The sequence below is a fragment of the Demequina gelatinilytica genome, assembly GCF_000971115.1.
Taxonomy (GTDB): domain Bacteria; phylum Actinomycetota; class Actinomycetes; order Actinomycetales; family Demequinaceae; genus Demequina; species Demequina gelatinilytica.
In genome coordinates this window covers 155,833-179,695 of record NZ_BBLV01000005.1, presented here as the reverse complement: position 1 = coordinate 179,695, position 23,863 = coordinate 155,833, and the positions used below count along the sequence as shown (strand labels likewise).

The window sequence follows — 23,863 nt, the reverse complement described above, 5'->3', positions numbered from 1 at the left end:
GATGCCCGTCCCGGCCCCGCCGGGGGTTCAGTGGCGGTGGCGCACGTTCGGGGCGACCACGGGGATCGAGGCGGTCTCCCGGCCGAGCTCGCCGACCACGTCGAGCGTCGCCGCGGGGCGCTCCAGCTCGTCGTACAGGTGCTCGGCCACGGGCCGCCGCTCCTCGACGCCCAGCATCAGGCGGACCACCCGGCGCCCGCGGCCCTCCGCGGCGAACGCCGCTGCGAAAACGATGAGGGCGATGATCCCGGCGACCACGAGGGTCCCCTCCATCTGGCTGAACATCCCGCTCCCTCCGTCGCCGGTCCCGTGCCAGAGCATGGTGCCGCATCCGTACAGATCGGACAAGTCCGACGAATGCTCGTCGGCGTCCGGCTGATTAACGTGCGACGGGCGTGGAAGTTTCCCGACACCCGCACATCAGCGGGATAGCAGGCAGGTCAGACGGAGGCGTCGTCCCGCAGGCGCTGGCTGATGACCGTGGTGACACCGTCGCCGCGCATGGTGACGCCGTAGAGCGCGTCGGCGATCTCCATGGTGCGCTTCTGGTGCGTGATGACGATGAGCTGCGAGTCCTCCTGGAGCTCGCGGAAGATCTCCAGCAGGCGTCCCAGGTTGACGTCGTCGAGCGCGGCCTCGACCTCGTCCATCACGTAGAACGGGCTGGGACGCGCCTTGAAGATCGACACCAGCAGGGCGACCGCGGTGAGCGAGCGCTCGCCGCCCGACAGCAGCGACAGGCGCTTGACCTTCTTGCCTGCGGGACGGGCCTCGACCTCGATGCCGGTGGTGAGCATGTTCGCCGGGTCCGTCAGGACCAGCCGGCCCTCCCCCCCGGGGAACAGGCGCGGGAACACGCGGTCGAACTGCGCCGCGGTGTCCGCGAACGCCTCCGCGAAGATCACCTCGACGCGCTCGTCGATCTCCTTGACGATGGTGAGCAGGTCCTCGCGCGAGCGCTTGATATCCGCGAGCTGGTCGGTGAGGAACTTGTGACGCTCCTCCAGCGCCGCGAACTCCTCGAGCGCGAGCGGGTTGACGCGCCCCAGCTGGTTCATGGCGCGCTCGGCCTGACGCAGGCGCTTCTCCTGCTGCTCCCTCACGTACGGGACGGTCTCCGGCTCCCCCTCCGGGTCCGCATCCGCGTCGACCACGGGCACTCCCAGGTGCGGGCCGTACTCCTCGACCAGGCGGTCGGGGTCCACGCCCAGCTCGTCCACCGCGCGCTGGCGCATCTGCTCGAGCCGCACGTTCTGCTCGGCACGCGCGACCTCGTCGCGGTGAGCGTCGTCCGTGAGGCGGGAGTGCTCGGTCGAGAGGTCGTCGACCGCGCGGCGGACCTGGGCGAGGGTGCCGGTGCGCTCGGCGCGCTGGGCCTCGACGGCCGCCCGGTTGTCGTCAGCATGCTGCACCGACACGTCGATGAGCGCGATCGCGTCGCGGCTGCCCGCGATCACCTCACGCGCCGCCTGGGCCTGCAGCTCGCGACGTGCGGCCGCCGCCTCGGCTCGCGCACGGGCCTCGCGCTCGGCCACGGCCGCACGCTCGAGGCTCTCGGCGCGGCTCGCGAGGGCTCGGGCCCGCTCCTCCGAGGTGCGCAGGGCGAGGCGTGCCTCGGTCTCCTTGGAACGCGCGTCCCGCGCAGCTGCCTCGTCGGCGTCGCGACGCTCCTGCGCCTCGCGGGTGTCCGACTCGAACTGCTCCGGCTCGGCCTGCGCGGCTCCGAGGCGCTCGGTGAGGCTCGCGAGCTCGTCCTCGTCCGTCGCCAGGCGCTCCCTCGCCTGGTCGAGCTGGACCGTGAAGCGTTCGACCTCGGCCTTGGCCGCACGCGCCTCCGCGCCCAGACGGCTCAGCTGGTCGGCCACGGCGGCGACCTTCGCATCGGCCTCGGTGAGGCGGGCGAGCGTGCGCTCGTGCAGACCGCGCGCCTCCGACTCCGCCGTCTCCGCATCGGCGAGGCGCGCCTGCGCCTTCTCCAGCTCGGCTGCTGCCGCATCGCGCTTGTCGCGCGCATCGTCGTAGGCCGCCTGCATGTGGATCACGCTCGGAGCGTCGCCGGCGCCACCCGATGCGGTGCGCCCGCCCAGGACATCGCCACGGCGCGTGACGGCCGTGACCTCACGATGCGCCGAGACGAGCGCTCGCGCCGCCGCAAGGTCCTCGACCACCGCGACGCCCGCGACGAGCGCACGGACGGTGTCGACCAGTCCCGACGGCCCCGACACGAGGTCGGTCGCCCAGGCGGATCCCTCCGGGAGCTCGACCGCCGGGTTCTCGGCACGCGCGGAGGGGTCGGCGACCAGGAAGCGGGCGCGCCCGGCATCTTCGTCGCGCAGCCAGCGGATCGCGTCCACGGCGTCCTCGACCGTCGCGACCGCGAGGGCATCCGCGAGCGGGCCCAGCGCGGCGGCGATCGCGTCCTCCGCATCGCCGCCCACCTCGATGAGCGAGGCGACCGTGCCCATGACCGCGCGCGTGCCGCTCGCCAGCAGCGCACCCGCGCCGTCCTTGCGCACCAGGGAGAGCTCGAGGGCCTCGCCGCGGGCCGCCCACGTGTCGCGCTCGCGCCTCGCGTGGTGGACCGCGTCCTTGAGCTCGGCGACGGCCGTCTTGGCGGCCTCCCACTCCTGCGTCGCGGCCTCGTGCTGGACGTCGAGGTCCTGCTCGCCGGGCTCGACCGCCGCGACCGAGGTCTCGACGTGCTGGAACTCGGCCGTCGCATCGTGCGCGCGACGCTCCGCCGCCGCGAGCTGCTCCTCAAGGCGCCCGATCTCCGCCTCGGCGGACTCGACGCGCGAGCGCTTCGCGGCGACCTGGCCGGCGAGGCGCGCGACGCCCTCGCGGCGGTCGGCGACCGAGCGCAGCAGGTTCGCGTGGTGGCGGTCCGACTGGAACGCCGTGTCCTCGGCATCCTTGCGCGCCTCGATCGCCGCCTCGAGCGCATCGGCGGCCGCAGCCACCTCGGCCTCGAGCTCGGCGCGTGCCGCCTTCGCGCGCTCGACCTGCTCGTCGAGGTCGACAAGGTCGGTGGGCGGCGCCGCATCGGTCTGCGTCCCCAGCATCCGCACGCGCTCCTCCGCGAGGGTGTGGAGGTTGCGCAGGCGCTCACGGATCGCGCTGAGGCGGTAGAAGATGTCGTTCGCCCGGGTGAGAGCGGGAGCGGCCTCCGCCGCGTGACGCTCGAGCTCGGCGAGCTGGTCGCGCGCCTCCGCGAGCGCCTTCTCGACGGTCGCGCGCCGTTCGAGCAGAGCCGTCTCATCGGCCTTGTCCTTGGACATCGACTCGGTGAGCGTCGCGATGTCGTCCGCGAGCAGGCGCGAACGCGCATCGCGGACGTCGACCTGGATGCGCTGCGCCTGGCGGGCGACCTCGGCCTGCTTGCCCAGCGGACCGAGCTGGCGGCGGATCTCCCCCGTGAGGTCCTGCACGCGCGTGAGGTTGGCCTGCATCGAGTCGAGCTTGCGCAGCGCCTTGTCCTTGCGGCGGCGGTGCTTGAGGATGCCGGCCGCCTCCTCGATGAAGTGGCGGCGGTCCTCGGGGGTCGCACGCAGCACGGCGTCGAGCTGGCCCTGACCCACGATCACATGCATCTCGCGGCCCAGGCCGCTGTCGGAGAGCAGGTCCTGGATGTCCAGCAGACGGCATGCGGAGCCGTTGATGGCGTACTCCGAGCCGCCGCTGCGGAACAGCGTGCGGCTGATGGTGACCTCGGTGTAGTCGATCGGGAGCGCGCCGTCGGTGTTGTCGATGGTGAGCGAGACCTCCGCGCGGCCCAGCGGGGCGCGCCCCGACGTGCCGGCGAAGATGACGTCCGCCATCTGCCCGCCGCGCAGGGTCTTCGCGCCCTGCTCGCCCATCACCCACGCGAGCGCGTCCACCACGTTGGACTTGCCGGAACCGTTCGGCCCGACCACGCACGTGACACCCGGCTCGAACTCGAGGGTCGTCGCCGACGCGAAGGACTTGAAGCCTCGCAGCGTCAGCGTCTTGAGATGCATGGGTGCGAGTGTAGGGCAGGCGCTCCCCCGCTCAGCCGAGGCGCGACCGGCGCCCTCCGGCTACGGCGTGACGCGGTCCATCTCCGTGTCCTCGAGCTCCGGGTGGTGCGCGTGGGCGTCCGCGAGCAGCACCTGACGCTTGGCGCCCCAGTAGTCCATGATCGCGAACAGGACGCCCGACAGCACGAACGTGAAGTGCAGCCCGATGCGCCACGCCACGGAGGTGTAGTCCGCGTCCTCGCCCTTGCCGTCGATCGCGACGAAGTCCTTGAGCAGCAGGATCACCGAGATCGCGACCAGCGAGCCGATGAGCTTCATCTTGAGGCCCGAGAAGTCGACGTGCCCCATCCACGACGGACGGTCCTCGTTGCCCTTCGCGGCCTCGATCTTCGACACGAAGTTCTCGTAGCCCGCGAAGATGACGATGACCACGAGGTTGCCCAGCAGCGCGATGTCGATGAGCGACAGGATCGCGACCGTGATCTCGTCGGCCTCGCTCTCGAGCGAGAACTCGGAGATGAGGTGCCACAGCTCGAGGAAGAACTTCACCAGCACCACCCCCAGGCCTGCGACGAGGCCCACGTACATGGGGGCGAGGAGCCAGCGGGTGGCGAAGAGGCCGCGCTCGAGGGCGTGCTCGGCGGTGGTGCGCATCAGGACCTTCCGGGGGGGACGGGACGGCGAGCAGCCCGGCGTGCGCGCGAGGCACGCCGCGGCCGCGGGTGTGCGAGACCTTACAGGCCCGGGAACCAGATGCCGATCTCGCGCTCGGCGGACTCGGGCGAGTCCGAGCCGTGCACGATGTTGTGGATCACCGGCAGGTCCCACTGACGGGCGAGGTCGCCGCGGATGGTGCCCGGTGCGGCCACGGTCGGATCGGTGGCGCCGGCGAGCGAGCGGAAGCCCTCGATGACGCGCTGACCCTCGGCGACGACGGCGAGCACCTGTCCGGACAGCATGAACTCGACCAACGGGTCGTAGAAGGGCTTGCCCACGTGCTCCGCGTAGTGGTCCGCGAGCAGCTCGGGGGTCGCCTTGCGCAGCTCCACCGCGACCAGCGTGTAGCCCTTCGCCTCGATGCGTCGGAGGACCTCCCCCGACAGCGCGCGCTTCACTCCGTCCGGCTTGACCAGGATGAGGGTGCGTTCCGTCATGGCACGGAGCCTAGCGGGTGGGACCCGGTGCGGCGCCGGGGGTCGGCCCGCTGCGTGCGTGACAGGATGGACCCCGTGATCACGCTCGACGACTTCGACACGTATCCCGACTTCCCCGTCGAGGGCATCCTCTTCTACGACATCGCGCCCATCCTTGCGAGCCCGGAGCGCTTCCGCGAGGCGTGCATCCAGCTGATGCCGCCCAGCGACGCCACGGTGGACATCGTGGCCGGCGTGGACGCGCGCGGCTTCATCTTCGCTCCCGTGGTCGCGCAGACGCTCGACGTGGGCATGGCGATGGTCCGCAAGAAGGGCAAGATGCCCGGCACCGACCTGCTCGAGTCCACCGCGGAGATCGAGTACGGCGCGCGCGACCTCGCCGTGAGCGCGGGATCCGTCGAGGGCCGCCACGTGCTGGTGATCGACGACGTCCTCGCGACGGGCGGCACCGCCCGGGCGGTGGCGGAGATGCTCGAGCGCGGCGGCGCCGCCTCGGTGCGCTTCAGCTTCCTCATCGAGATCGGCGCGCTGCCGGGTCGCGAGGCGCTCGAGGGCTACGAGGTGACGTCGGTCGTGGTCGTCTGACGGCTCAGCGCCGGTAGCCCGTCGACCATCGCACCGCGAGCAGCACCAGCGGGACCAGCGCGAGGCCCGCGAACACGGCCTCGAACGCGACGAAGCCCTGGCTGATGGTCATGGGCAGCGGATCGAGCGAGCGCAGGTAGCCGGCGTGCACCGCGATCCCGGTGACCAGCACACCGCCGCACACGACGGCGATCCCGATGAGGAACCACGGCGGGAGCTGACGCGTGTCCGGGTGCTCCCGCACGAACCGCGACCACCGCGTGAGCGCGTAGAAGACCGCGACGTTGAGGGCGAGCAGGCCCGCGAACAGCAGCGCGTACACCGCGGGCGACGGACGCCCCAGACCGGCGAAGGCGTAGAGCTGCGCGTGCTCGAGCTGCCAGAAGACCAGCGTGAGCCCCAGCAGGCCGAGCGCGAGGGCGCCGCCCATGCGCCACAGGAAGCCGCTCACGCCACCTCGCCCGCGGCGGCCTCCGCCGCGGCGTCGTACTCGGCGCGCTCGCGGTCGATCCGGCCGCCGAGCCGCACGCCGGCGAGCCACGTGAGCAGGAACATCGCCCCGATGACCGCGATGTCGGGCTCGATGAACCCCCCGAGCAGCATCGGCACCTGGAGGGCCCAGCCGAGCGCGAGCCCCCAGCGCCTCTTCTGCTGCCCGGCGGCGTACCCAAGCAGCACCACCATCCCTAGCCCGCCGCCCCACAGCACGGGGCCGGGGATGGAGACCTCGCCCGCGCGGTCGAGGCCCCACAGGACCAGCGTGGCGAAGAACGCGGCGAGCGACTGGAGCGCGAGCACGGTCTGGCAGAACGTCAACCGCGCGGAGCGCTTCTTGCGCGCGGTCATCGGGCCTTCCCCGTCCCCTTGCGGCGGTCCGCGCCGGTCAGAAGGCGCGCATCGGCCACGAGCGTGATGGACCCGACCACGAGCACCCCGGCGCCCAGGTCGTTGTCGCGCTCGGCGCGCTGCACGGCGGCGTCGATCGCGTCGGGCAGCGCCTCGGTCTCCGTCACGCGGTCCTCTCCGAAGATCTCGCGCGCGAGCGGCGCGAGCTCCTCGACGGGGATGGCGCGCGGAGAGGACGATGCGGTGATCACCACATGCGCGAGCGCGGGCTCGAGCGCCGCGAGGATGCCCTCGGCGTCCTTGTCCCGCAGGATGCCGACCACGCCCACGAGCGTCTCGAACGCGAAGGACTCGTCGAGGGCCTCGACCATGGCCTCGACGCCGTGCGGGTTGTGCGCGGCGTCCACCAGGATGAGCGGCGCGGTCCGCACCGCCTCGAGGCGTCCCGGCGAGCTCACGGCCGCGAAGGCCGCCTCGACGGTCTCGCCCGCGAGCGACGAGGGCGCTCCCCCGTCGGCGAGCAGGAGCTCCGTGGCCGCGAGCGCGAGCAGCGCGTTGTGGGCCTGGTACGGGCCGTAGAGCGGGACGAAGATGTCCGTGTAGGTGGCGGCGGGCGTACGGAGCGTCACCAGCTGACCGCCGACGCCCGGCTGGCGCTCGACCACCTCGAGGTCGACGTCCTCGCGGTAGGCGCGCGCGCCGCGCTCCTCGATCGCCGCATCGAGCACAGGGTCGACGGACGCGGACTGCGGGGCGAGCACCACGGCGGCTCCGTCCTTGATGATCCCGGCCTTCTCTGCCGCGATGTCCGCGAGCGAGTCGCCGAGCCACTCCTGGTGGTCGAGCCCGATCGGGGTGATGACGGCCACGTCTCCGTCCGCCACGTTGGTGGCGTCCCACACGCCGCCCATCCCGACCTCGATGACCGCCACGTCGACGGGCGCGTCCGCGAAGGCCGCGTAGGCGAGCACCACGAGCACCTCGAAGAAGCTCATGCGCGGGCCGCCGTTCGCCGCCGAGCGGACGTCGACCATGTGGAGGATGGGTGCGACGTCCAGCCACAGCCGGACGAAGTCCTCCTGCGAGATGGGCTCGCCGTCGATCTGGATGCGCTCGCGCACGGTGGTGAGGTGCGGCGACGTGAAGAGACCCGTGCGCAGGCCGTGCTCGCGCACCAGCGACCCGGTCATGCGCGCCGTGGAGGTCTTGCCGTTGGTGCCGGTGAGGTGGATCACCTTGTAGGCGTGCTGCGGGCTGCCCAGCAGGTCGCACGCCTCACGGACGCGGTCGAGGGTGGGCTCGAAGTCGTGCTCGGGATTGCGGGAGACGATGTGCGCGTAGATCTCGCGCTCGGCCTCCTCGAGGCTCAGGCCACCGAGGTCAAGGTCGGTCATGCCCACAAGTCTGTCACGGCGGCACGCGGGCCCGACGCACGAATGTTGTCAACCAGTTGACACAATGATGTCAACGTGTTGACATGGCGGCGTGAGCGAACCCACCTCCTTCCTCCTCCACCGCGTCGTCGTCGCGATGGACACCTACGCCGACGATCTGCTGCGCCGCGAGCACGGCGTGACGTTCGCGACGTTCGGCTTCCTCGCCGTCGCGGCCGCGCTGCCGGGCGCGGACGTGACCTCCCTCGCGCGCGGCGCGGGCATGTCGAAGGCCGCGGCGAGCAAGCGCATCCCGCCCCTGGTGCGCGACGGTTACCTCACCGCGGAACCGGACCCCCATCACGGGCGCCGGCTGCGCATCGTCCCCACGCCCCGCGCCTACGAGCTCGTCTCCTCCGCGGGCGCCCGTCTCGAGGCGGAGTTCTCCGACCTCTTCACGCTCCACCCCGAGCTCGACGAATTCGCCCTGCGCCACCAGCTCGACACGCTCGCCCGCGTGCTCGGGCTCCCGACCGACCCTGGAGAACAGCCATGAGCACCATCGCCGTCGTCATCGGCCACCCGCTGCCCGACACCCTCACCTCGCGCCTCGCGCGCGCCTACGCGGATGCCGCGTCGGCGCACGCCGAGGTCCGCGTCATCGACCTCGCTGAGCACGGCTTCGCCCCGAACCCGTCGGCGCCCGCGGACCTGCGGGCCCCGGGAGGCGATCTCGCCCACCTGGACGATGCGGTGGCGCGCATGGTCGCCACGCTCAGCGCGTCCGACCACCTCGCGTTCTTCTACCCGCAGTGGTGGGGCACCTATCCGGCCGTGTTCAAGGCCTTCGTGGACCGCGCGTTCGTCAGCGGCGTCGCGTACGTCAAGGAGGATCGCGCACCCGCGAAGCTGTGGGCCGGGAAGACCGCGCGCCTCACGTGCACCATGGACTCCCCGGCGTGGTGGAACGCGATCGTCTACCGCGACGCGATGGTCTCCGCGATGCGGTACGCGACGCTCGGCTACGTGGGCGTCAAGACCATCGGCGTACGGCGCCTGCCCGAGGCGCGCCATGCCTCCGACGAGCGCCGCGACCGCTGGATCGCCCAGGCGGCTCGGGACGGCGCCACGGACGGTGCCCGCGTCGCCGCGCGGCAGCCCTCACGGACCGCCGACGCGGCGGCGTGAGTCAGGCCGGGATCGCGCCCGCGTCGCCAGCGTCCTCGAGCGGCGAGTCGCCGACGCCCTGATCGCGTGCGGACAGCGGCGCCTCCTCGACGGGCGCGTCGGAGGCAGCCGAGGCCGTCACCACCGTGTGCGCGTCGACGGTCGCGGGCATGTGCGTCGCCTGCAGGTGACGGCGCGCCTCCCCCACCAGCGTGATCGAGCCGGCGATGAGCACGCCCGCCTCGCCCTCCGCCTCGGACGCGATCGCGGTGGCCATCTGGACGGCGTCGGGGACGGACGCCGCGACCCGGACGCGGTCGGCGCCGAACACGAGGCGCGCCCGCTCGGCGAGCTCCTCGGCATCGGCCGCGCGGTGCGAGCGGGTCTGCGTGATCACCACCTCGTCGATGAGGCCCGCAAGCCCCGTGAGGATGCCGTCCGCGTCCTTGTCCGCGAGCACCGCGACCACGCCCACGAGCTTGTCGAAGCTGAAGGTCTCGCGCAGCGTGTCGGCGAGCGCGGCGATGCCGTGCGGGTTGTGCGCGGCGTCGACGATGACGGTCGGCTCCGCGGAGACGACCTCCATGCGACCGGGCGACGTCGCTCCGGCGAAGCCGCGCGCGACGGCGGGAAGGCTGAGCGCGCGAGGCACGCCGTCACCCATGAACGCCTCCGCGGCGGCGAGCGCGATCAGCGCGTTCTGCGCCTGGAACTCCCCGTGCAGCGGCACGAACACGTCGACGTAGTTGCGGGCCGCCGTACGCAGGGTGACCACCTGGCCGCCCGGCACCACGCGGCGCGACGCAACCGACATGTGCGCACCCTCCCAGAACACCGAGGCCTGGCGCTGCGCGGCGGCGGCGACGATGATTTGCGCCGCCTCGTCCTTCTGCAGCGCGCTGACGACGGTCGCGCCGGGCTTGATGATCCCCGACTTCTCGTGCGCCACGCCGGGCAGGCCGCCCACGAAGTACTTGTCGTGGTCGCGCGCCATCGGGGTGAGGACGGCGACGCGTCCATCGGCGACGTTGGTGGCGTCGCGCAGGCCGCCGATGCCGACCTCGAGCACCAGCGCATCGACCTTCGCGTCCGCGTAGGCGACGAAGCCGAGCACCGTGAGCACCTCGAAGAAGCTCATGCGCGGGCCGCCGCGCTGGAGCGACGCCTGGTCGACCGCATGGATCGCGGGAGAGACCTGCTGCCACAGGCGCACCAGGGCGTCCTGGGCGAGCGGCGCGCCGTCGATCATGATGCGCTCGCGCAGCGTGGTCAGATGCGGCGACGTGAACAGCCCCGTGCGCAGCCCGTGGGCGCGCAGCAGCGACTCGATCATGCGGCTGGTCGACGTCTTCCCGTTGGTGCCGGTGACATGGATGATGTCGAGCGAGCGATGGGGGTCGCCGAGGAGCGAGAGGGCCTGCGCCACGCGCAGGAGCTTGGCCTCGTGATCGGCCTCGGGCGTACGGGCGAAGATGTGCGCGTCGATCTCGCGCTCGGCCTCGGCGAGGCTCAATTCGGGGAAGACATCCGTTGTCACGAGAAGCAATTGTGCGGCACGGAATCGAGTGCTTGTGACACAACCCGGAAAGCGCTTGCCCTACCCGTGAAAATCGGTTAGCTACCAGGTATTATTCTCTCTTTACCGTAGCGTCCCGGGCGCCCTCGCGACACGCAGAGGCTCGACACACGGCCGTGCACGCCATCGTCCGTTTCATCCCTTACGCTCTGGTCATGCGCACCGGGTGGGCGAGGCACGCATGGGTGGTCGCGGTCGTGATCACCGCCGCCGCCTGCTCCCCGGTGCCCGACGTCAGCCGCCACTCCCCGCCGCCCTCCTCCGACACGCCTCCCGCGCCGCACGCCGCGCGCACGGTCGAGCCGCCGATCACGGCACCTGCCGTGCTCCCGCCTCAGCCGTACGAGGACGCCACCGACGTGCTCCCGCCCGCCCCGAGCCGCACGGGACGAGGCACGATGCACGTGGTCGACGGGCGTGCGGTGGTGGGCGACGGCACCCGGCAGTCATGCACGGCCGCCGCGCTCGGCCGCGCGGTCGCCCGCGGCGGCACGGTGACCTTCGACTGCGGCGGCCCCGCGCGCATCGTCCTCACCGAGCCCCTGAGGGTGTGCGCCGCGGGAGGCTGCGCCCCCGGCGAGCCCTCCGTGGCGCGCGTGCGGATCGAGGGCGGAGACGCCATCACGCTCGTCGGCGCGGGGGCCGGGCGGCTCATCGAGGCGCGCGGGTGCACCGCGAGCGAAGGAGGCTGCACCGGAGCGCCGGTGCCCCACCTGGTCCTGTCGCGGCTGGTCCTGGAGGGCGGCGCCGCCCCGCGCGTGGTCGAGGACGATGAACGGCTCACCGGCGGCGGCGCGGTCGCGATGGACGGCGGCAGGCTCACGCTCGACGCGGTGACCTTCGCCGGCAACACCTGCAGCGATCCCGAGGCGAGCGCGGGAGGCGCGGTGCTCGCGCGCGACATGGTCGCGCCCGTCAGGGTGCGGGGAGCGGCCTTCCTGGGCAACTCGTGCGGGCTCGGCGGAGCGCTCGCCGTCGTGGACGCCCCGCTGCGGCTGCGGGCGACCACCGTGGTGGACAACACCGCCACCGTCGCCGGCGGGGGGCTGCTGCTGAGGTCCCCCGACGCGGACGTCGAGCTCTCGATGGCGATGGTGGTGGGCAACACCGCGCCGCGGGGCGCCGCGATCGAGCACGAGACCGCCGAGGGCGCGCTCACCGTGCGCGACTCCCGCGTGGAGGCGGGCCCGCTCGAGCCGGACGCGATCGCGGTCCGCTCCCTGACGGATTGACCGGGGCCCGCGTAGCAGGCACGACGAACGTACTTTCCGCGCCCGAGGCTGGTGACAGGACGGCACGCAGGCGGTACCTTGAGCCCACGGTTGACGCGGATGCTTGAGGGGGTGTCGTGAGCGAACCGCCTTGGAACGCGCCTGCGCAGCCCGTCGCGGGCTGGTACGCGGATCCCGAGCGCGCCGGCTTCCTGCGCTACTGGGACGGCGCGGCGTGGACCGAGCACTCGCGCCTGCTCGCCGCGAGCACCGACGAGCCCGCGGAGCCCAGGCACCGGCTCGGCCTCGCCGCCGTGCTCGGCATCATCGCCTCGGTGGCGCTCCTGGGGGTCGCGCTCGTCGCCATCGCGTTCGTGGCGCAGCGCGAGGAGATGGAGCAGGACGCCCACCCCCAGCCCGATTCCGTGGTGACCACGGACACGAGCCCCGCGACGTCCTCGTAGCGACCCGTCGCCCGCATCGTCGCCCGCATCGTCGCCCGGCCGCCGGTGGCGCGCTACGGTGGCGTCTCAGGAGGTCAGCATGCCCATTCTTGTGATCTGCGGGGCGCCCACCGCAGGAAGGCCGGGCGCCGCGTGCGTGCTGGCGTCGCCCGACGACCCGGCGATCCTGGTGACCGATGCGGGGCTCACCCGCGGCGACGGCGTGTTCGAGACCGTCGGCGTCCACCACGGCCGGATGCACGATCTCGAGCCGCATCTCGAGAGGCTCGCGCAGTCGGCCGCGATGCTCGACCTCCCGGCGCCCGACCTCGGGATGTTCCGCGACGCCATCGCGCTCGCGGTACGCACGCTGCTCGACGGGCTCGACGAGGTCCCTGCGACGGCGCTGTGCAAGGTGGTCTACACGCGCGGGCTCGAGGGGGTCGCCGATGCGCAGCCCACGGGCTTCGCCTACGCGGACGTCTACCCCGACGTCTCGCGCGAGCGCACCGAGGGCATCGCCGTCCTCACGCTCTCGCGCGGCTACCCGCACGGGATCGGGGCCGAGGCACCCTGGCTGCTCGTGGGCGCGAAGACGCTGTCCTACGCGGTCAACATGGCCGCGCTTCGCCACGTCAAGGCGCGCGGCGCCGAGGAGGCGATCTTCACCACCACCGACGGCTACGTGCTCGAGGCGCCCCGTGCGACCGTGCTGGTGCGCCTCGGCGACCAGGTGGTCACCCCGGCGATCGACGGCGGGCTGCTCCACGGGACCGCGCAGCGCGCGGCGTTCGACGCCCTGAGCGCACGCGGTCTCGACTGCGTGTACCGCGATGTGCGGGTCGAGGAGCTCGAGGGCGCCGACGCGCTGTGGCTCACGGACTCCGTCAACCTGCTGCGCCCCATCCGCGAGCTCGACGGCCGCGCCTACCCCGTCGACCGCGACCTCACCGGGGCGGTCAACGCGGACATCCTCGATCACGGCTGACCCCCGGACAGCACCAACGGAGCTGGTCCCGACACGCCGATGCGCGAGGCGCATCTCCCTTGCGTCTCCGGCGCGTCGCGGCGAGATCCGTTGGCAGTGCCCAGCGACGGCGCGGCCGCCGCCTAGGGCGCCTGCTGGCGTGCGACGTGACCCTTGGGGTGCGGGAGCGGGTGGCCGAGGCGGCCCACGGACTGCTCCCCCGTCCCGACAGGGCGGCCCGGGGTGTTCGCCCACTCGGACCACGAGCCCGGGTAGAGCGCCGCACGGAACCCCGCGATCTCGAGCGCCGCGATCTGATGCGCGGCGGTCACGCCGGAGCCGCAGTACACCGCGACCGCGTCGGCGGCGTCGATCCCGAGGTCCGCGAACCGTTCGCCGAGACCTCCGCGTCCGTAGAAGCGGCCGTCCTCGGCGAGGTTGTCCGACGTCGGCGCGCTGACCGCCCCCGGGATGTGCCCGGCGACGGGGTCCATGGGCTCGATGTCGCCGCGGAAGCGCTCGGGTGCGCGCGCGTCGAGGAGGAAGCCATGCTCCGGCCACGCCGCCGCGCCGTCACCGTCGATCACCGGCATCTCGCCCCAGCCGAGCGTGATCGAGCCGTGCGGCGGCTCGACCGTGCCGGACTCGACGTCTCCGCGCTCGGCGACCCACTCCGCGAACCCGCCGTCGAGGATCCGGACGTCGTGGACCCCCGCGTGACGCAGCAGCCACCATGCGCGGGCGGCACCGTAGGACGGGCCTGCGTCGTAGACCACCACGGCCTCGCCGTCGTTCAGCCCCCATCCGCGCGCGGCGGCGTGGAACGCCTCGGGCGTGGGCAGCGGGTGGCGGCCACGGGCCGGGTCGCCGATGTCCGCGAGCTCGGTGTCGAGGTCGACGTAGACGGCGCCGGGGATATGCCCGCCCTCGAAGTCGGCGTGCCCGTCGGGCTGCGCCAGCGACCAGCGGACATCGAGGAGCCGCGGCGGTGCGGACGATGCGAGGGCTTCGGCGAGCTCGGGCACCGAGATGAGGACGCTCATGGTTTCAACCTAGCCCCGCCACCCGCGCTCCGCCTCGACAGCGCCAACGGATCCGAACGCGACACGCCGGTGGCCGGCCCCGGAAGGCACCGATCCACCGGCGTGTCGCGCCGAACTCCGTTGTGGCTGTCAGGGGGGTGGGGCGGGCGTCAGGCCTTCGCGACCCGCACCGACTGCTCGCCCGCGGAGACGTGGGTCTCGACCGCGAGCACCTCGCCCTCGATGAGCTCCTGGTGGGTCGCCACCGCCTCCAGCCGCTCCGCCGAGACGGTGAGCGTGAGCACGATGCGGTCGGACACGTTCAGCCCGGCGCTCTTGCGCTCGTCCTGGATCGCGCGGATGAGGTCGCGGGCGAAGCCCTCGGCCTCGAGCTCGGGGGTGATCCCGGTGCGGAGCAGCACGAAGCCTCCGGTCGGGAGCACGGCGGCCGCCGACTCGCCGTCGGCTCCGCCTCCGATCACGGTCGCGAGCTCGTACTCGCCCTCCACCAGCGCGATGCCGCCGGACACGACCTCGCCCGACGCGGACTCGGACCAGTCCCCCGTCTTGGAGCCCTTGATCGCGGCCTGCACGTCCTTGCCGATGCGCGGGCCCGCGGCGCGCGCGTTGACCGTCAGGCTGCGCTCGACCGGGTTCGCGGCGGTGAACACGTCGACCGCGACCATCCCGACCGCCTTGACGTTGAGCTCCGACGCGATGAGGTCCGCGTAGTCGACGAGCGCCTCGGGCGCCTCGACCGCGATCTCGAGGCCCGGGAGCGGCTGACGCACACGGATCTGCTCCTTCTTGCGCAGCGCATGCGCGCTCGACACGACCTCGCGCACCAGGTCCATGGTGCCGCCCAGGGACTCGTCGCCCCAGGCCGCCGGCGCGACCGGGTAGTCGGTGAGGTGCACGGAGCGCTCACCCGTGAGCCCGCGGTAGATCTCCTCGGTCGCGAGCGGAAGCAGCGGCGCGGCCAGCCTGGTCAGCGTCACCAGCACGGTGTAGAGCGTGTCGAACGCGTCCTGGTCCTCGTCCCAGAAACGGTCGCGCTGGGTGCGGACGTACCAGTTGGTGAGCAGGTCCATGAACTGGCGCAGCGAGTCCGAGGCGCCGGGAACGTCGAACGCCTCCATCTGCGCGGTGACGTCGGCGACCAGCTCGGCGGTCTTGGCCAGCACGTACCTGTCCATCACGGGCAGCGACGCCACACGCGCATCGTCCACCTGGGCCGCCAGCACGCCTTCTCCCCCGCGTGCGGCGCCCGCGTACAGGGTGAAGAAGTAGTACGTCGACCACAGCGGCAGCAGCACCTGGCGGACGCCCTCGCGGATGCCCTCCTCGGTGACGATGAGGTTGCCGCCGCGGAGGATGGGCGAGGACATGAGGAACCAGCGCATCGCGTCGGAGCCGTCGCGGTGGAAGACCTCGTTGACGTCCGGGTAGTTGCGCAGGGACTTCGACATCTTGCGGCCGTCGGAGCCGAGCACGATGCCGTGGCTCACGCACGTCTTGAACGCCGGGCGGTCGAACAGCGCGGTCGCGAGGACGTGCATGACGTAGAACCAGCCGCGGGTCTGGCCGATGTACTCGACGATGAAGTCGGCCGGGTTGTGCCCGTCGAACCAGTCGCGGTTCTCGAACGGGTAGTGGACCTGGGCGAACGGCATCGAGCCCGAGTCGAACCACACGTCGAACACGTCGCTGATGCGGCGCATGGTGGCGCTTCCCGACGGGTCATCGGGGTTGGGCCGGGTGAGGTCGTCGATGAAGGGACGATGCAGGTTGGGCTCGCCCTTCTCATCCAGCGGCAGCCGGCCGAAGTCGCGCTCGAGGTCCTCGAGCGAGCCGTACACGTCCGTGCGCGGGAACGCGGGGTCGTCCGAGACCCACACCGGGATGGGCGTGCCGAAGTACCGGTTGCGCGAGATGGACCAGTCGCGGGCACCCTCGAGCCACTTGCCGAACTGCCCGTGCTTGATGTGCTCGGGCACCCAGGTGATGTCCTGGTTGAGCTCGACCATGCGGTCGCGGAACTCGCTCACCCGGATGAACCACGAGCCCACGGCGCGGTAGATGAGGGGGTTGCGGCAGCGCCAGCAGTGCGGGTAGCTGTGGTCGTAGGTCTCGTGGCGCAGGACGATGCCCGCCTCCTTGAGATCCGTGATCACGTGGGGGTTCGCGTCGAAGACCTGCATGCCCTCGTACTGCGGGAACTCCGCGGTGAAGCGGCCCTTGGAGTCGATCGGGATGACCGGCTCGATGCCGGCCTCCTGGCACACGAGCATGTCGTCCTCACCGAAGGCCGGGGCCAGGTGCACGATGCCGGTGCCGTCCTCCGTCGACACGTAGTCGCCGGGGAGCACCTGGTGGACGTTGTCGCGGTCCGCGTAGGTGGAGAACGGCGCCACGTACCGCAGGCCGGCGAGCTCGGCGCCCGACATGGTCGCGAGGGTCTCGGCCCCCTCGCCCAGCTCGCGCGCGTACGCCCCCACACGCGCCGAGGCGAGGACCAGCCTGCGTCCCGCGAAGGCGCCCTCGACGGGGCGCACCACCGAGTACTCGATCTCGGGTCCGACCGCGACCGCGAGGTTGCTCGGGAGCGTCCACGGCGTGGTGGTCCAGATGATGACGGATGCATCGGCGAGCTCGCCGGGCGCGTCGATCAGCGGCATCAGCACCGTGAGCGCGGGGTCCTGGCGCATCGCGTAGACGTCGTCGTCCATGCGCAGCTCGTGGTTGGACAGCGGGGTCTCGTCGCGCCAGCAGTACGGCAGGACGCGGAAGCCCTCGTAGGCCAGCCCCTTGTCGTAGAGCTCCTTGAAGGCCCAGATGACGGACTCCATGAAGGTCACGTCGAGGGTCTTGTAGTCGTTCTCGAAGTCCACCCAGCGCGCCTGGCGGGTGACGTACTGCTCCCACTCCTTGGTGTACTTCAGCACCGACTGCTGGCACGCGTCGTTGAAGGCCGCGATGCCCATCTCCTCGATCTGGGACTTGTCCGTGATGCCGAGGATGCGCTCCGCCTCGAGCTCCGCGGGCAGGCCGTGCGTGTCCCAGCCGAAGCGACGCTCGACACGCTTGCCGCGCATCGTCTCGAAGCGCGGGACCACGTCCTTCGCGTACCCGGTGAGCAGGTGGCCGTAGTGGGGCAGGCCGTTCGCGAAAGGCGGGCCGTCGTAGAAGACGAACTCGTTGTTGCCGTCCTCGGTCCGCGCGGGGCGGTTGTCGATCGACGCCTGGAACGTCCTGTCGGCCTCCCAGTACGCGAGCACGTCCGTCTCGATCGACGGGAAGTGCGGCGACGGCGGCACCTCGGCGTGGGAGCCGGGCTCGGAGCTGCGGTGAAGGGGGTAGCGCGCGGTCATGCGTTCCTCTTGGTGGTCCAGGCGATCTTCTGTGATGCGAGGACGCCCCGCCCCGAGGGACGATGCGCGGTACCACCCCGCTTGCGACCGCCCCGGGTGGTGCGATCGCCGCTCGTCTTCGCTGTGACGGGCTGCCCGTGCGGTTCTACTGGGGCCGGAGCCCGTTCTTCCGCAAGCTCGCCGGTGATGGCCGGGTCGACGCTGCTGGGAAGCAGTGTACCGGGGCCATCCCAGGACCGTCACCCGGTCCCGGCGGCGAACCAGGAGGCGATGATCTGCGATCCGAGGTTGTCGACCCCGGGCTCGACCATGACCGCGAGCGCCTCCTCGCCGCTCACATGGACCCAGCTGGTCCACCGCCCGCCGTAGCCGTCGTCCGCGCCGATGTCGACGCGGACACCGGTCCCCTCGACGGCGCCGACGCCCACATCCGCGACGTCGACCGTGACACCCGCATCCAGCGCAGCCACCTGGTCCTGGCACGCGACCGCGGCCGCCGAGTACTCGTCGAGGAAGGCCGAGGACGCGCTCGTCGAGGGGAACACGCGTGCGACCACCTGGTTCGAGCCTCCGTCCTCGCCTTCGACCGTGCCGAGCGTGACGGGCTCGCCGCCCAGCTCGCTCGCACCCCGGAGCCGGCCCAGCGCATCGAGCGCGGCGCACCCGGGGACCTGCTCCGAGGCGACGTCCCAGAACTCGGTCCAGGGCATCACCACCCCATCGGGGTGCAACGTCCCCGGCGGCGACCACTCGCGCTCTGCGGGGTCGGCCGGCACTGAGGCCGCGGGCGGCGCCGGTGCGAGGTCCCGGGTGGAGTGGCCCGCGACGAGCACGGCGACCGCGATCACCCCGGCCACCATGAGCGCACCCGTCGCCTCGACGGCACGCCGCAGGGCTCGACGGCGCCCGACCTCGCTCCGGTACCCGGTCGCCGTCGGCTGAGAAGGCTCGGCGGCCCGGCGGCGCTCCTCGGCGGCGAGCGAACCGAGCAGCAGGGTCCTGAGGTCGTCCGTCATCGCGCGCCTCGCCTCGGCGCGGACACCGCGATGCTCTCCGGCTCGTCGTCCATCGACCGCAGGTCGCCCAGCAGGTCCCGAAGGCGCGCCACCGCATCGTGCAGATAGCGCTTGACGGCGCCCTCCGACACTCCCATGCGCTCCGCGGTCTCGGCGGTGGACAGCTCCTCGACGTGGCGCAGGACCACGCATGCGCGCTGGCGTGCGGGAAGCTCGCGCAGCGCGCTGACCACCGCATCGTGCTCCCCCGCGTGCTCATCCGCGGGTGCGGCGTCGCGCTCGACCAGCAGATGCTGCTTCGCCCGTGCGACCTCCTGCGAGCTCCGCCGGTTGAGGTACTGCGTGAGGATGGTCCGCCGCACATAGGCCTCCGCGCGGTCGACGTCCTCGAGCCGGCGGGCGCGCGAGAACGTGCGGATGATCGCGTCGTGCACCAGGTCCTCGGCTGTGGGCCGGTCGCCGGAGATCAGGTAGGCGTACCCGACAAGCCTGCTGCGGCGCTCGCGGACGAGCGTGTCGAGCACACCCTTCCACGCCCTCATGGTGAGCCGCCTCCCCGCCGTCGGCACCGTCCGTCCATGGTCCCTCGTTCCACCCGCCTCGTCACCCGGTCGCCATGTGGTCGAGGAACTGGGCGATCACATCCGCGACCATCTGCTCGTCCTCGAGGCCCGCGGTCTCGATCGAGATCGCGTCCACGCCGTCGACGTGCACGTACTGGCGCCAGGACTCCCGGGTATCGACGCCGACCACCTCGCCCGCGGCGTCGTACTGGGTCGCGGTGCCCCGGGCCCAGACGATGAGCACGGTGCGCGCCTCGAGGCCCGGAAGGTCGATCTCACCCACCTCCGCGACCTCGTGCTCGAGCGTGTTCGAGCCGTCGTCCCAGGTCGCGGTGCGCACGTAGGCCTCGCAGCCGGACCCCAGGAGGGCGCCGACAAGATCCGCCGCCACCGCCGCATCGTCGAACACGCGCGCGGCCACCTCGATGCTGGGGACGAACGGCGGCTCGTCGGGCATGGCCCCGCCCGGGAAGAACCATCCGGCCGCGAAGAGGAGGTCGTCGGCGGCGGCCCCCAGGTCCTCGGGGGTCGCGAGCGCAGACGCCTGATGGAACCCGGTGCACTCGGCGGGCTCGACCACGTCCGGCGCGTCGAGCACCAGGGCGGAGGCAGGCTCGGGACCTCCACGGGCGAACCGGGCGGGCACCTCGAAGCCTTCGATCTCGGGCCCGAAGGAGCCGAGAAGGGCTCGCAGCTCGGGATCGTCCGCCGGCGCGACGGCCTGCGCGGAGGCGGTTGTCGCCGTGGGCGTGCCGTCGGCGACGGAAGGCTCGGCCCGATCGCACCCGGCCGTGACGGCGACGACGACGCCGACCGTCCCGGCGAGCGAGATCCCTGCCGGTCCCCTCATGGCCCTCCCCCGGGCCCTGCGCCGGGGCCCTTCCCTCTTCCAACAGCCGGCACCACGGATCGGTTGTGCCTGATCGGTGACGGGCGGCCTCACCTGGGACCATCCCTCAGCCATGCGCGCACGATCGCGAGGGTGCGATCCGTCGCACCGGGCTCCGCGACGGCCGCCACGACCGTGCTGCCCTCCCGTTGCATCCGCAGCCGCCAGGCATCGACGGCGCCCTCGCCGGTCGCCACGGCGAGCCACAGCGCCTCGTCGTCGGCATCGCTGCCACCGCTGTGCGTCAGTGTCGCGTCGACCCACCGGGCGTCGAGGTCCGCGACGCAGCGGCCGCCGATCACGCGTGCCTCATCCACGTACTCCGCAGCGATGCGCGCGTTGTCGAAGGTGCGGACGTGGAGGTCGAGCGCGGCGCCGCTCACACCGACGAAAGCGCCGGGGTGCCACGCCTCGGTCCCGTCGACCGCCCCGACCAGCCTCGCGAAGGCATCGAGCGCGAGGCAGTACTGGGACAGCGCGTGCGGCAGGACGGAGTCGGGACCGATCGGCTCCGCCGCGCCGCGGGGATCGATGGTGACGCCCGCGACCGTCCAGCCGGCCTCGCCCGGGCGCGCATCGGGGTCCGCGACGGCGCGCGGAGCAGCGGCCGGCGCGGCGCTCGGCGCGGCGGCGGGCCCCTGACCATCGTCGCCGGACAGCGACATCGCGAGGGTGACGGCGACTGCGAGGCCGGCCGCCGCCGCGAGCCATCGTGCACGCCGCGCGGAGCGGGTGGCCGCGACCGCCCGGACGTACAGGTCGACGCCCGCGTGCGGACCTTTGTCCGCGCGCCCATCGGCCCCGTCGAGCGCGTCGGCGAGCGCGTCTCCCAGGTCTCGGCTCACGTTGGACCTCCCCGCGCGGCCGGTCGCGACCGCTGCCCCGACAACAGGCGGCGGACCCGTGAGGTTGTGCGGTTGACATCCGGACGGTCCGGACAAATACTAAACCTTATGGTTTACCAATCGATCCAGCGGGAGCCGCTCGACGAGCGCCTCGACCGGGTCTTCGCCGCCCTCGCCCACCCGGCGCGCCGGGAGGTCCTCCGCGTCGCGGCGACGAGCCCGGCACCGATCACCATGTCGGAGCTGGCCGACGGGACCGGCATGTCGCCGCAGCTGCTGAACAAGCACGCCGCGGCGCTCGAGCAGGCGGGGCTCGTGTCCCGCGTCGCACGCGGCCGCGAGCGCCGCGTCACCGTCGATGCGTCCGCGATGGACGAGGCGCTCGACTGGATGAACCGCGCACGCGCCTTCTGGGGCGGCGCGCTCGACAGCCTCGGCGCCTACGCCGAGGCGCTCGACAAGGAGCAGCCATGACCATCGCCGACACCGGCCTCACGCTCACCCTCGAGCGGGACTACCGCATCTCCCCCGCCCGCATGTTCGAGCTCTGGACCACCGCGGAGCACCTCGCCGCGTGGCTCAAGCCATCGATCGACCGGTACAAGACGTCGACCTGCGAGGCCGATGCCCGCGTGGGCGGCACGTACCGCCTCACCATCCCCGGCGTCACCGCCGACGAGGACGACATGACCGCGTACGGCACCTACCTCGAGCTCGACCCTCCGCGGCTGGTGCGCTTCACGTGGGGCTGGGAGGACACGACCCCCGACTCGACCGAGGTGACCGTCGAGATCTCACCCACCGACGAGGGCTGCCACGTGGTGCTCACCCACGTGCGCCTCTGGGACGAGGACCAGCGCGACCGCCACGCCGCGGGCTGGGAAGGCAGCCTCGACAGCCTCGCGACGCTCTATGGGTGACGCGGTGGAGCCGGTCGCCCCCGCGTCTAGAGATCGGGCGGCGGCGCCTCGGAGGCCGCGGCCTCCCGGGCACGCCTCACCAGCAGCACATGCACCCCGAACACGGCGACCGCCACGGCCGCGTAGAGCACGAACAGCATCGCCCATCGGCTGAAGTCGCCGTAGAACTGCAGCCCGTCGGGCACGGTCACGATCACGAGCATGAAGACGGCGAGCGCCGCGGCGTAGGCGCCTAGCCAGGCCGCACGCCGTGCACCTTCCTGCTCGCGTGCCCACTCGGCGAGCGTCGCGCCGTCCAGCCCCGTCACCGGCAGCAGCGTGAGCGGAAGCGTCGAGACTCCCTGGATCGCGAGAAGCGCCGCGAAGTCGGTCGCGAACTGCAGGGGGACCCCGGCGAGCGGCACCGCGAGCACGGAGCTCGGCACCAGCGACAGGAGGCTGTAGACGATCCACCCGATCGCGGCGATCCCCAGCGCCCAGCCCGCGGTGAGCGACACACGGAGCGCGCGGTCGCGCAGCGGCAGCGTCGCGAGGAGCACCAGCCCCGCCACCATGCCGAACACGACGCCGGGGTGCATGCCGATGAGGCGCGCGACGACGACGGTCGCGAGCACGATGGGCAGCGTGCCCCAGCGGAACCGGATGACCGACGCGATCCCCGGGTGCCGCCGCGCCATCACCCGGCGCACCAGCAACGCCACGGCGACCGTGAAGACCACGAACGCCATGAGGCTCGAGACCAGCACGCGCACGGACATCCAGTTGAAGCCGAAGGCGGGGTCGACGCAGCCCGCGATCAGCGCCGCGACCACGTATCCGGCCCATACCGACGTAGGCGTCCGAGCCGGGCTGCCCGGCTCCACCACCGCACCGTCGGGCGCTCGGACCGACGCATCGTCGGCGTGGCCGGCGCGCCGCCGCATCGCCGCGTCCATCCGCGCGAAGGACCTGCCCACCGCGACGCCGAGCCCGCGGACCGCGGAGGCGACGGCCGCAACGGGCGCGATCCTCGCCGCACGATCGCGCACGCGCACCCAACGACGTCCGACCTCCGTGCGGAGACGGTCCCACCGGGCGCCGATCACCCGGTTGAGCAGCACGCTCGGGTAGCCGGCGAGCACGGCGAGGAGCACCGATGCGCACGCGATCATCACCACCTGGCCGCCGGAGTGGATCGCCTGGCCGATCGGACGCAGCTCGGTGAACGAGCTCGGCGCCGACAACGCGAGCTCCCTCTCGGCGTGGACCCAGATCTCGAGGGTCGCCCTGCCGTCGGCGAAGGCGGTGGTCTGGGGGAACTCGATCGCGACCGTCGAGATCGGCGAGGCCTCGTCGGGATTCACGAAGAGGATGTCCTGCTCGAGGTCGGCACCCCGATAGTCCGCGAGCGGGGTCGTCCACGCGGGGTCCTCGAGGAAGGCCTCGACGCCTCCGTCCATGCTCGCGGACACGACTCCCCAGCCCTCCTCCGCCAGGGCGCGGACCAGGTCCGCGGGCGCGACGCCCGCCGTGCCGTCGAGGATGAGCACGTACGTCGGCCCGTCACCGGTGAACCGGGTGGCGCACCGCACCTCGAGGTCCCGGAACGGCTCCGGGACGATGCCGTCGGGCGGCTTGAAGTAGGCCGGACCCTGATGCCGCGCGGCGAACACGACCTCGGCGCACACCGCGCCGTTGATGGTCGGCATGCCGCGAGGCGGAGCACCGGGACCCGCGGCGACCGTGGGCCAGGACGCGGCGGCCGCCGGGCCGGCAAGCCCCGCCGCTGCCGCTCCGCCCACGGTGACGAGCACGAGCACCACGAGGACGACCCTCGCTCGCGCGGCCGTGTGACGGACCCCAGGGCGTGCATCGGTGTTCAGGCGCATGACGGTCTCCCCCCGTCCCGCACGGCACCCGTTGCCGCGCCTTGCACTC

The 23,863-nt window shown here is 72.5% G+C and carries 23 protein-coding genes; 8 read left to right on the top strand and 15 right to left on the bottom strand.

From position 1 onward, the window contains the following. Positions 1-27 precede the first annotated feature (27 nt). The 4 genes from AOM00_RS05825 to ndk all read right to left on the bottom strand — a co-directional run bounded on the left by AOM00_RS05825 (position 28) and on the right by ndk (position 5,152). Entirely contained in the window at positions 28-321 is a 294-nt protein-coding gene (locus AOM00_RS05825; protein WP_156159056.1) for a hypothetical protein, read from the bottom strand. Between the two features lie 119 nt (positions 322-440). Next, positions 441-3,998: a chromosome segregation protein SMC gene (gene smc / locus AOM00_RS05820; protein WP_062516890.1), complete on the bottom strand. Its 3,558-nt coding sequence runs from the start codon at positions 3,996-3,998 to the stop codon at positions 441-443. Positions 3,999-4,058: 60 nt separating this feature from the next. After that, on the bottom strand, positions 4,059-4,652 hold the full coding sequence (locus AOM00_RS05815) for a TIGR00645 family protein (RefSeq protein ID WP_062516889.1): 594 nt from the start codon (positions 4,650-4,652) through the stop codon (positions 4,059-4,061). 80 nt (positions 4,653-4,732) lie between these two features. Next, on the bottom strand, positions 4,733-5,152 hold the full coding sequence (ndk, locus tag AOM00_RS05810) for a nucleoside-diphosphate kinase (protein WP_062516888.1): 420 nt from the start codon (positions 5,150-5,152) through the stop codon (positions 4,733-4,735). A gap of 75 nt (positions 5,153-5,227) precedes the next feature. Here ndk and AOM00_RS05805 point away from each other — a divergent pair, with 75 nt between their 5' ends. Beyond that, the gene (locus AOM00_RS05805) at positions 5,228-5,737 is read left to right on the top strand and encodes an adenine phosphoribosyltransferase (protein ID WP_062516887.1); all 510 of its coding nucleotides are present in this window, start codon (positions 5,228-5,230) and stop codon (positions 5,735-5,737) included. A gap of 4 nt (positions 5,738-5,741) precedes the next feature. Here the strand turns inward: AOM00_RS05805 and AOM00_RS05800 are convergent, their stop codons facing one another. Genes AOM00_RS05800 through AOM00_RS05790 form a run of 3 tightly spaced genes read right to left on the bottom strand, consistent with a single transcriptional unit; the run spans position 5,742 to position 7,977 of the window. Next, positions 5,742-6,188 (bottom strand): hypothetical protein, encoded by a 447-nt coding sequence (locus AOM00_RS05800; protein ID WP_062516886.1) that lies wholly within the window; start codon positions 6,186-6,188, stop codon positions 5,742-5,744. After that, on the bottom strand, positions 6,185-6,583 hold the full coding sequence (locus AOM00_RS05795) for a DUF4233 domain-containing protein (RefSeq protein ID WP_062516885.1): 399 nt from the start codon (positions 6,581-6,583) through the stop codon (positions 6,185-6,187). The genes AOM00_RS05800 and AOM00_RS05795 overlap by 4 nt, the downstream gene beginning before the upstream one ends. Next, positions 6,580-7,977 (bottom strand): bifunctional folylpolyglutamate synthase/dihydrofolate synthase, encoded by a 1,398-nt coding sequence (locus AOM00_RS05790; protein WP_062516884.1) that lies wholly within the window; start codon positions 7,975-7,977, stop codon positions 6,580-6,582. Before AOM00_RS05790 ends, AOM00_RS05795 begins: the two co-directional genes overlap by 4 nt. A 91-nt stretch (positions 7,978-8,068) precedes the next feature. Here AOM00_RS05790 and AOM00_RS05785 point away from each other — a divergent pair, with 91 nt between their 5' ends. Both AOM00_RS05785 and AOM00_RS05780 read left to right on the top strand, forming a co-directional pair. Beyond that, entirely contained in the window at positions 8,069-8,512 is a 444-nt protein-coding gene (locus AOM00_RS05785) for a MarR family winged helix-turn-helix transcriptional regulator (RefSeq protein WP_062516883.1), read from the top strand. Next, on the top strand, positions 8,509-9,144 hold the full coding sequence (locus tag AOM00_RS05780) for an NAD(P)H-dependent oxidoreductase (protein WP_062516882.1): 636 nt from the start codon (positions 8,509-8,511) through the stop codon (positions 9,142-9,144). Before AOM00_RS05785 ends, AOM00_RS05780 begins: the two co-directional genes overlap by 4 nt. A gap of 1 nt (position 9,145) precedes the next feature. Here the strand turns inward: AOM00_RS05780 and AOM00_RS05775 are convergent, their stop codons facing one another. Beyond that, positions 9,146-10,660, bottom strand: a complete 1,515-nt coding sequence (locus AOM00_RS05775) for a bifunctional folylpolyglutamate synthase/dihydrofolate synthase (protein ID WP_169746816.1) — start codon at positions 10,658-10,660, stop codon at positions 9,146-9,148. A gap of 194 nt (positions 10,661-10,854) precedes the next feature. Between AOM00_RS05775 and AOM00_RS05770 the strand changes: the two genes are divergently transcribed. From AOM00_RS05770 to AOM00_RS05760, 3 genes are all read left to right on the top strand, one after another. Then, a complete protein-coding gene (locus AOM00_RS05770) occupies positions 10,855-11,931 on the top strand; it encodes a hypothetical protein (RefSeq protein ID WP_156159055.1) in 1,077 nt (358 codons plus the stop codon). Positions 11,932-12,047: 116 nt separating this feature from the next. Beyond that, positions 12,048-12,374 carry a DUF2510 domain-containing protein gene (locus tag AOM00_RS05765; RefSeq protein WP_062516880.1) on the top strand — a complete coding sequence of 109 codons (327 nt, stop codon included), beginning with the start codon at positions 12,048-12,050 and terminating at the stop codon, positions 12,372-12,374. A gap of 79 nt (positions 12,375-12,453) precedes the next feature. Beyond that, positions 12,454-13,341 carry an aminotransferase class IV gene (locus AOM00_RS05760; protein ID WP_082096659.1) on the top strand — a complete coding sequence of 296 codons (888 nt, stop codon included), beginning with the start codon at positions 12,454-12,456 and terminating at the stop codon, positions 13,339-13,341. A 122-nt stretch (positions 13,342-13,463) separates the two neighbouring features. On the opposite strand, the gene AOM00_RS05755 is transcribed toward AOM00_RS05760, so the two are convergent. From AOM00_RS05755 to AOM00_RS05730, 6 genes are all read right to left on the bottom strand, one after another. Further along, the gene (locus AOM00_RS05755) at positions 13,464-14,363 is read right to left on the bottom strand and encodes a sulfurtransferase (protein WP_062516878.1); all 900 of its coding nucleotides are present in this window, start codon (positions 14,361-14,363) and stop codon (positions 13,464-13,466) included. 149 nt (positions 14,364-14,512) lie between these two features. Next, positions 14,513-17,713 carry an isoleucine--tRNA ligase gene (ileS, locus tag AOM00_RS05750; protein WP_062516877.1) on the bottom strand — a complete coding sequence of 1,067 codons (3,201 nt, stop codon included), beginning with the start codon at positions 17,711-17,713 and terminating at the stop codon, positions 14,513-14,515. A 239-nt stretch (positions 17,714-17,952) separates the two neighbouring features. After that, entirely contained in the window at positions 17,953-18,729 is a 777-nt protein-coding gene (locus AOM00_RS15385) for a hypothetical protein (RefSeq protein ID WP_062516876.1), read from the bottom strand. Next, complete coding sequence (locus tag AOM00_RS05740) at positions 18,726-19,271, bottom strand: sigma-70 family RNA polymerase sigma factor (protein ID WP_062516875.1); 546 nt, start codon at positions 19,269-19,271, stop codon at positions 18,726-18,728. The genes AOM00_RS15385 and AOM00_RS05740 overlap by 4 nt, the downstream gene beginning before the upstream one ends. Positions 19,272-19,332: 61 nt before the next feature. Beyond that, on the bottom strand, positions 19,333-20,142 hold the full coding sequence (locus AOM00_RS05735; RefSeq protein ID WP_062516874.1) for a hypothetical protein: 810 nt from the start codon (positions 20,140-20,142) through the stop codon (positions 19,333-19,335). Between the two features lie 89 nt (positions 20,143-20,231). After that, positions 20,232-21,026 carry a hypothetical protein gene (locus AOM00_RS05730; protein ID WP_062516873.1) on the bottom strand — a complete coding sequence of 265 codons (795 nt, stop codon included), beginning with the start codon at positions 21,024-21,026 and terminating at the stop codon, positions 20,232-20,234. 108 nt (positions 21,027-21,134) lie between these two features. Between AOM00_RS05730 and AOM00_RS05725 the strand changes: the two genes are divergently transcribed. Both AOM00_RS05725 and AOM00_RS05720 read left to right on the top strand, forming a co-directional pair. Next, positions 21,135-21,500, top strand: a complete 366-nt coding sequence (locus AOM00_RS05725; protein ID WP_062516872.1) for an ArsR/SmtB family transcription factor — start codon at positions 21,135-21,137, stop codon at positions 21,498-21,500. Next, a complete protein-coding gene (locus AOM00_RS05720; protein ID WP_062516871.1) occupies positions 21,497-21,946 on the top strand; it encodes an SRPBCC family protein in 450 nt (149 codons plus the stop codon). The genes AOM00_RS05725 and AOM00_RS05720 overlap by 4 nt, the downstream gene beginning before the upstream one ends. A 26-nt stretch (positions 21,947-21,972) precedes the next feature. On the opposite strand, the gene AOM00_RS05715 is transcribed toward AOM00_RS05720, so the two are convergent. Further along, positions 21,973-23,748 carry a hypothetical protein gene (locus AOM00_RS05715; protein WP_156159054.1) on the bottom strand — a complete coding sequence of 592 codons (1,776 nt, stop codon included), beginning with the start codon at positions 23,746-23,748 and terminating at the stop codon, positions 21,973-21,975. Positions 23,749-23,863 lie beyond the last annotated feature (115 nt).

Bases quoted from the DNA above. Each gene is read 5' to 3' on its own strand.
- AOM00_RS05825 (WP_156159056.1), bottom strand. From the start codon at position 321: ATGCTCTGGCACGGGACCGGCGACGGAGGGAGCGGGATGTTCAGCCAG.
- smc (WP_062516890.1), bottom strand. From the start codon at position 3,998: ATGCATCTCAAGACGCTGACGCTGCGAGGCTTCAAGTCCTTCGCGTCG.
- AOM00_RS05815 (WP_062516889.1), bottom strand. From the start codon at position 4,652: ATGCGCACCACCGCCGAGCACGCCCTCGAGCGCGGCCTCTTCGCCACC.
- ndk (WP_062516888.1), bottom strand. From the start codon at position 5,152: ATGACGGAACGCACCCTCATCCTGGTCAAGCCGGACGGAGTGAAGCGC.
- AOM00_RS05795 (WP_062516885.1), bottom strand. From the start codon at position 6,583: ATGACCGCGCGCAAGAAGCGCTCCGCGCGGTTGACGTTCTGCCAGACC.
- AOM00_RS05790 (WP_062516884.1), bottom strand. From the start codon at position 7,977: ATGACCGACCTTGACCTCGGTGGCCTGAGCCTCGAGGAGGCCGAGCGC.
- AOM00_RS05780 (WP_062516882.1), top strand. From the start codon at position 8,509: ATGAGCACCATCGCCGTCGTCATCGGCCACCCGCTGCCCGACACCCTC.
- AOM00_RS05770 (WP_156159055.1), top strand. From the start codon at position 10,855: ATGCGCACCGGGTGGGCGAGGCACGCATGGGTGGTCGCGGTCGTGATC.
- AOM00_RS05760 (WP_082096659.1), top strand. From the start codon at position 12,454: ATGCCCATTCTTGTGATCTGCGGGGCGCCCACCGCAGGAAGGCCGGGC.
- AOM00_RS05755 (WP_062516878.1), bottom strand. From the start codon at position 14,363: ATGAGCGTCCTCATCTCGGTGCCCGAGCTCGCCGAAGCCCTCGCATCG.
- ileS (WP_062516877.1), bottom strand. From the start codon at position 17,713: ATGACCGCGCGCTACCCCCTTCACCGCAGCTCCGAGCCCGGCTCCCAC.
- AOM00_RS15385 (WP_062516876.1), bottom strand. From the start codon at position 18,729: ATGACGGACGACCTCAGGACCCTGCTGCTCGGTTCGCTCGCCGCCGAG.
- AOM00_RS05740 (WP_062516875.1), bottom strand. From the start codon at position 19,271: ATGAGGGCGTGGAAGGGTGTGCTCGACACGCTCGTCCGCGAGCGCCGC.
- AOM00_RS05735 (WP_062516874.1), bottom strand. From the start codon at position 20,142: ATGAGGGGACCGGCAGGGATCTCGCTCGCCGGGACGGTCGGCGTCGTC.
- AOM00_RS05725 (WP_062516872.1), top strand. From the start codon at position 21,135: ATGGTTTACCAATCGATCCAGCGGGAGCCGCTCGACGAGCGCCTCGAC.
- AOM00_RS05720 (WP_062516871.1), top strand. From the start codon at position 21,497: ATGACCATCGCCGACACCGGCCTCACGCTCACCCTCGAGCGGGACTAC.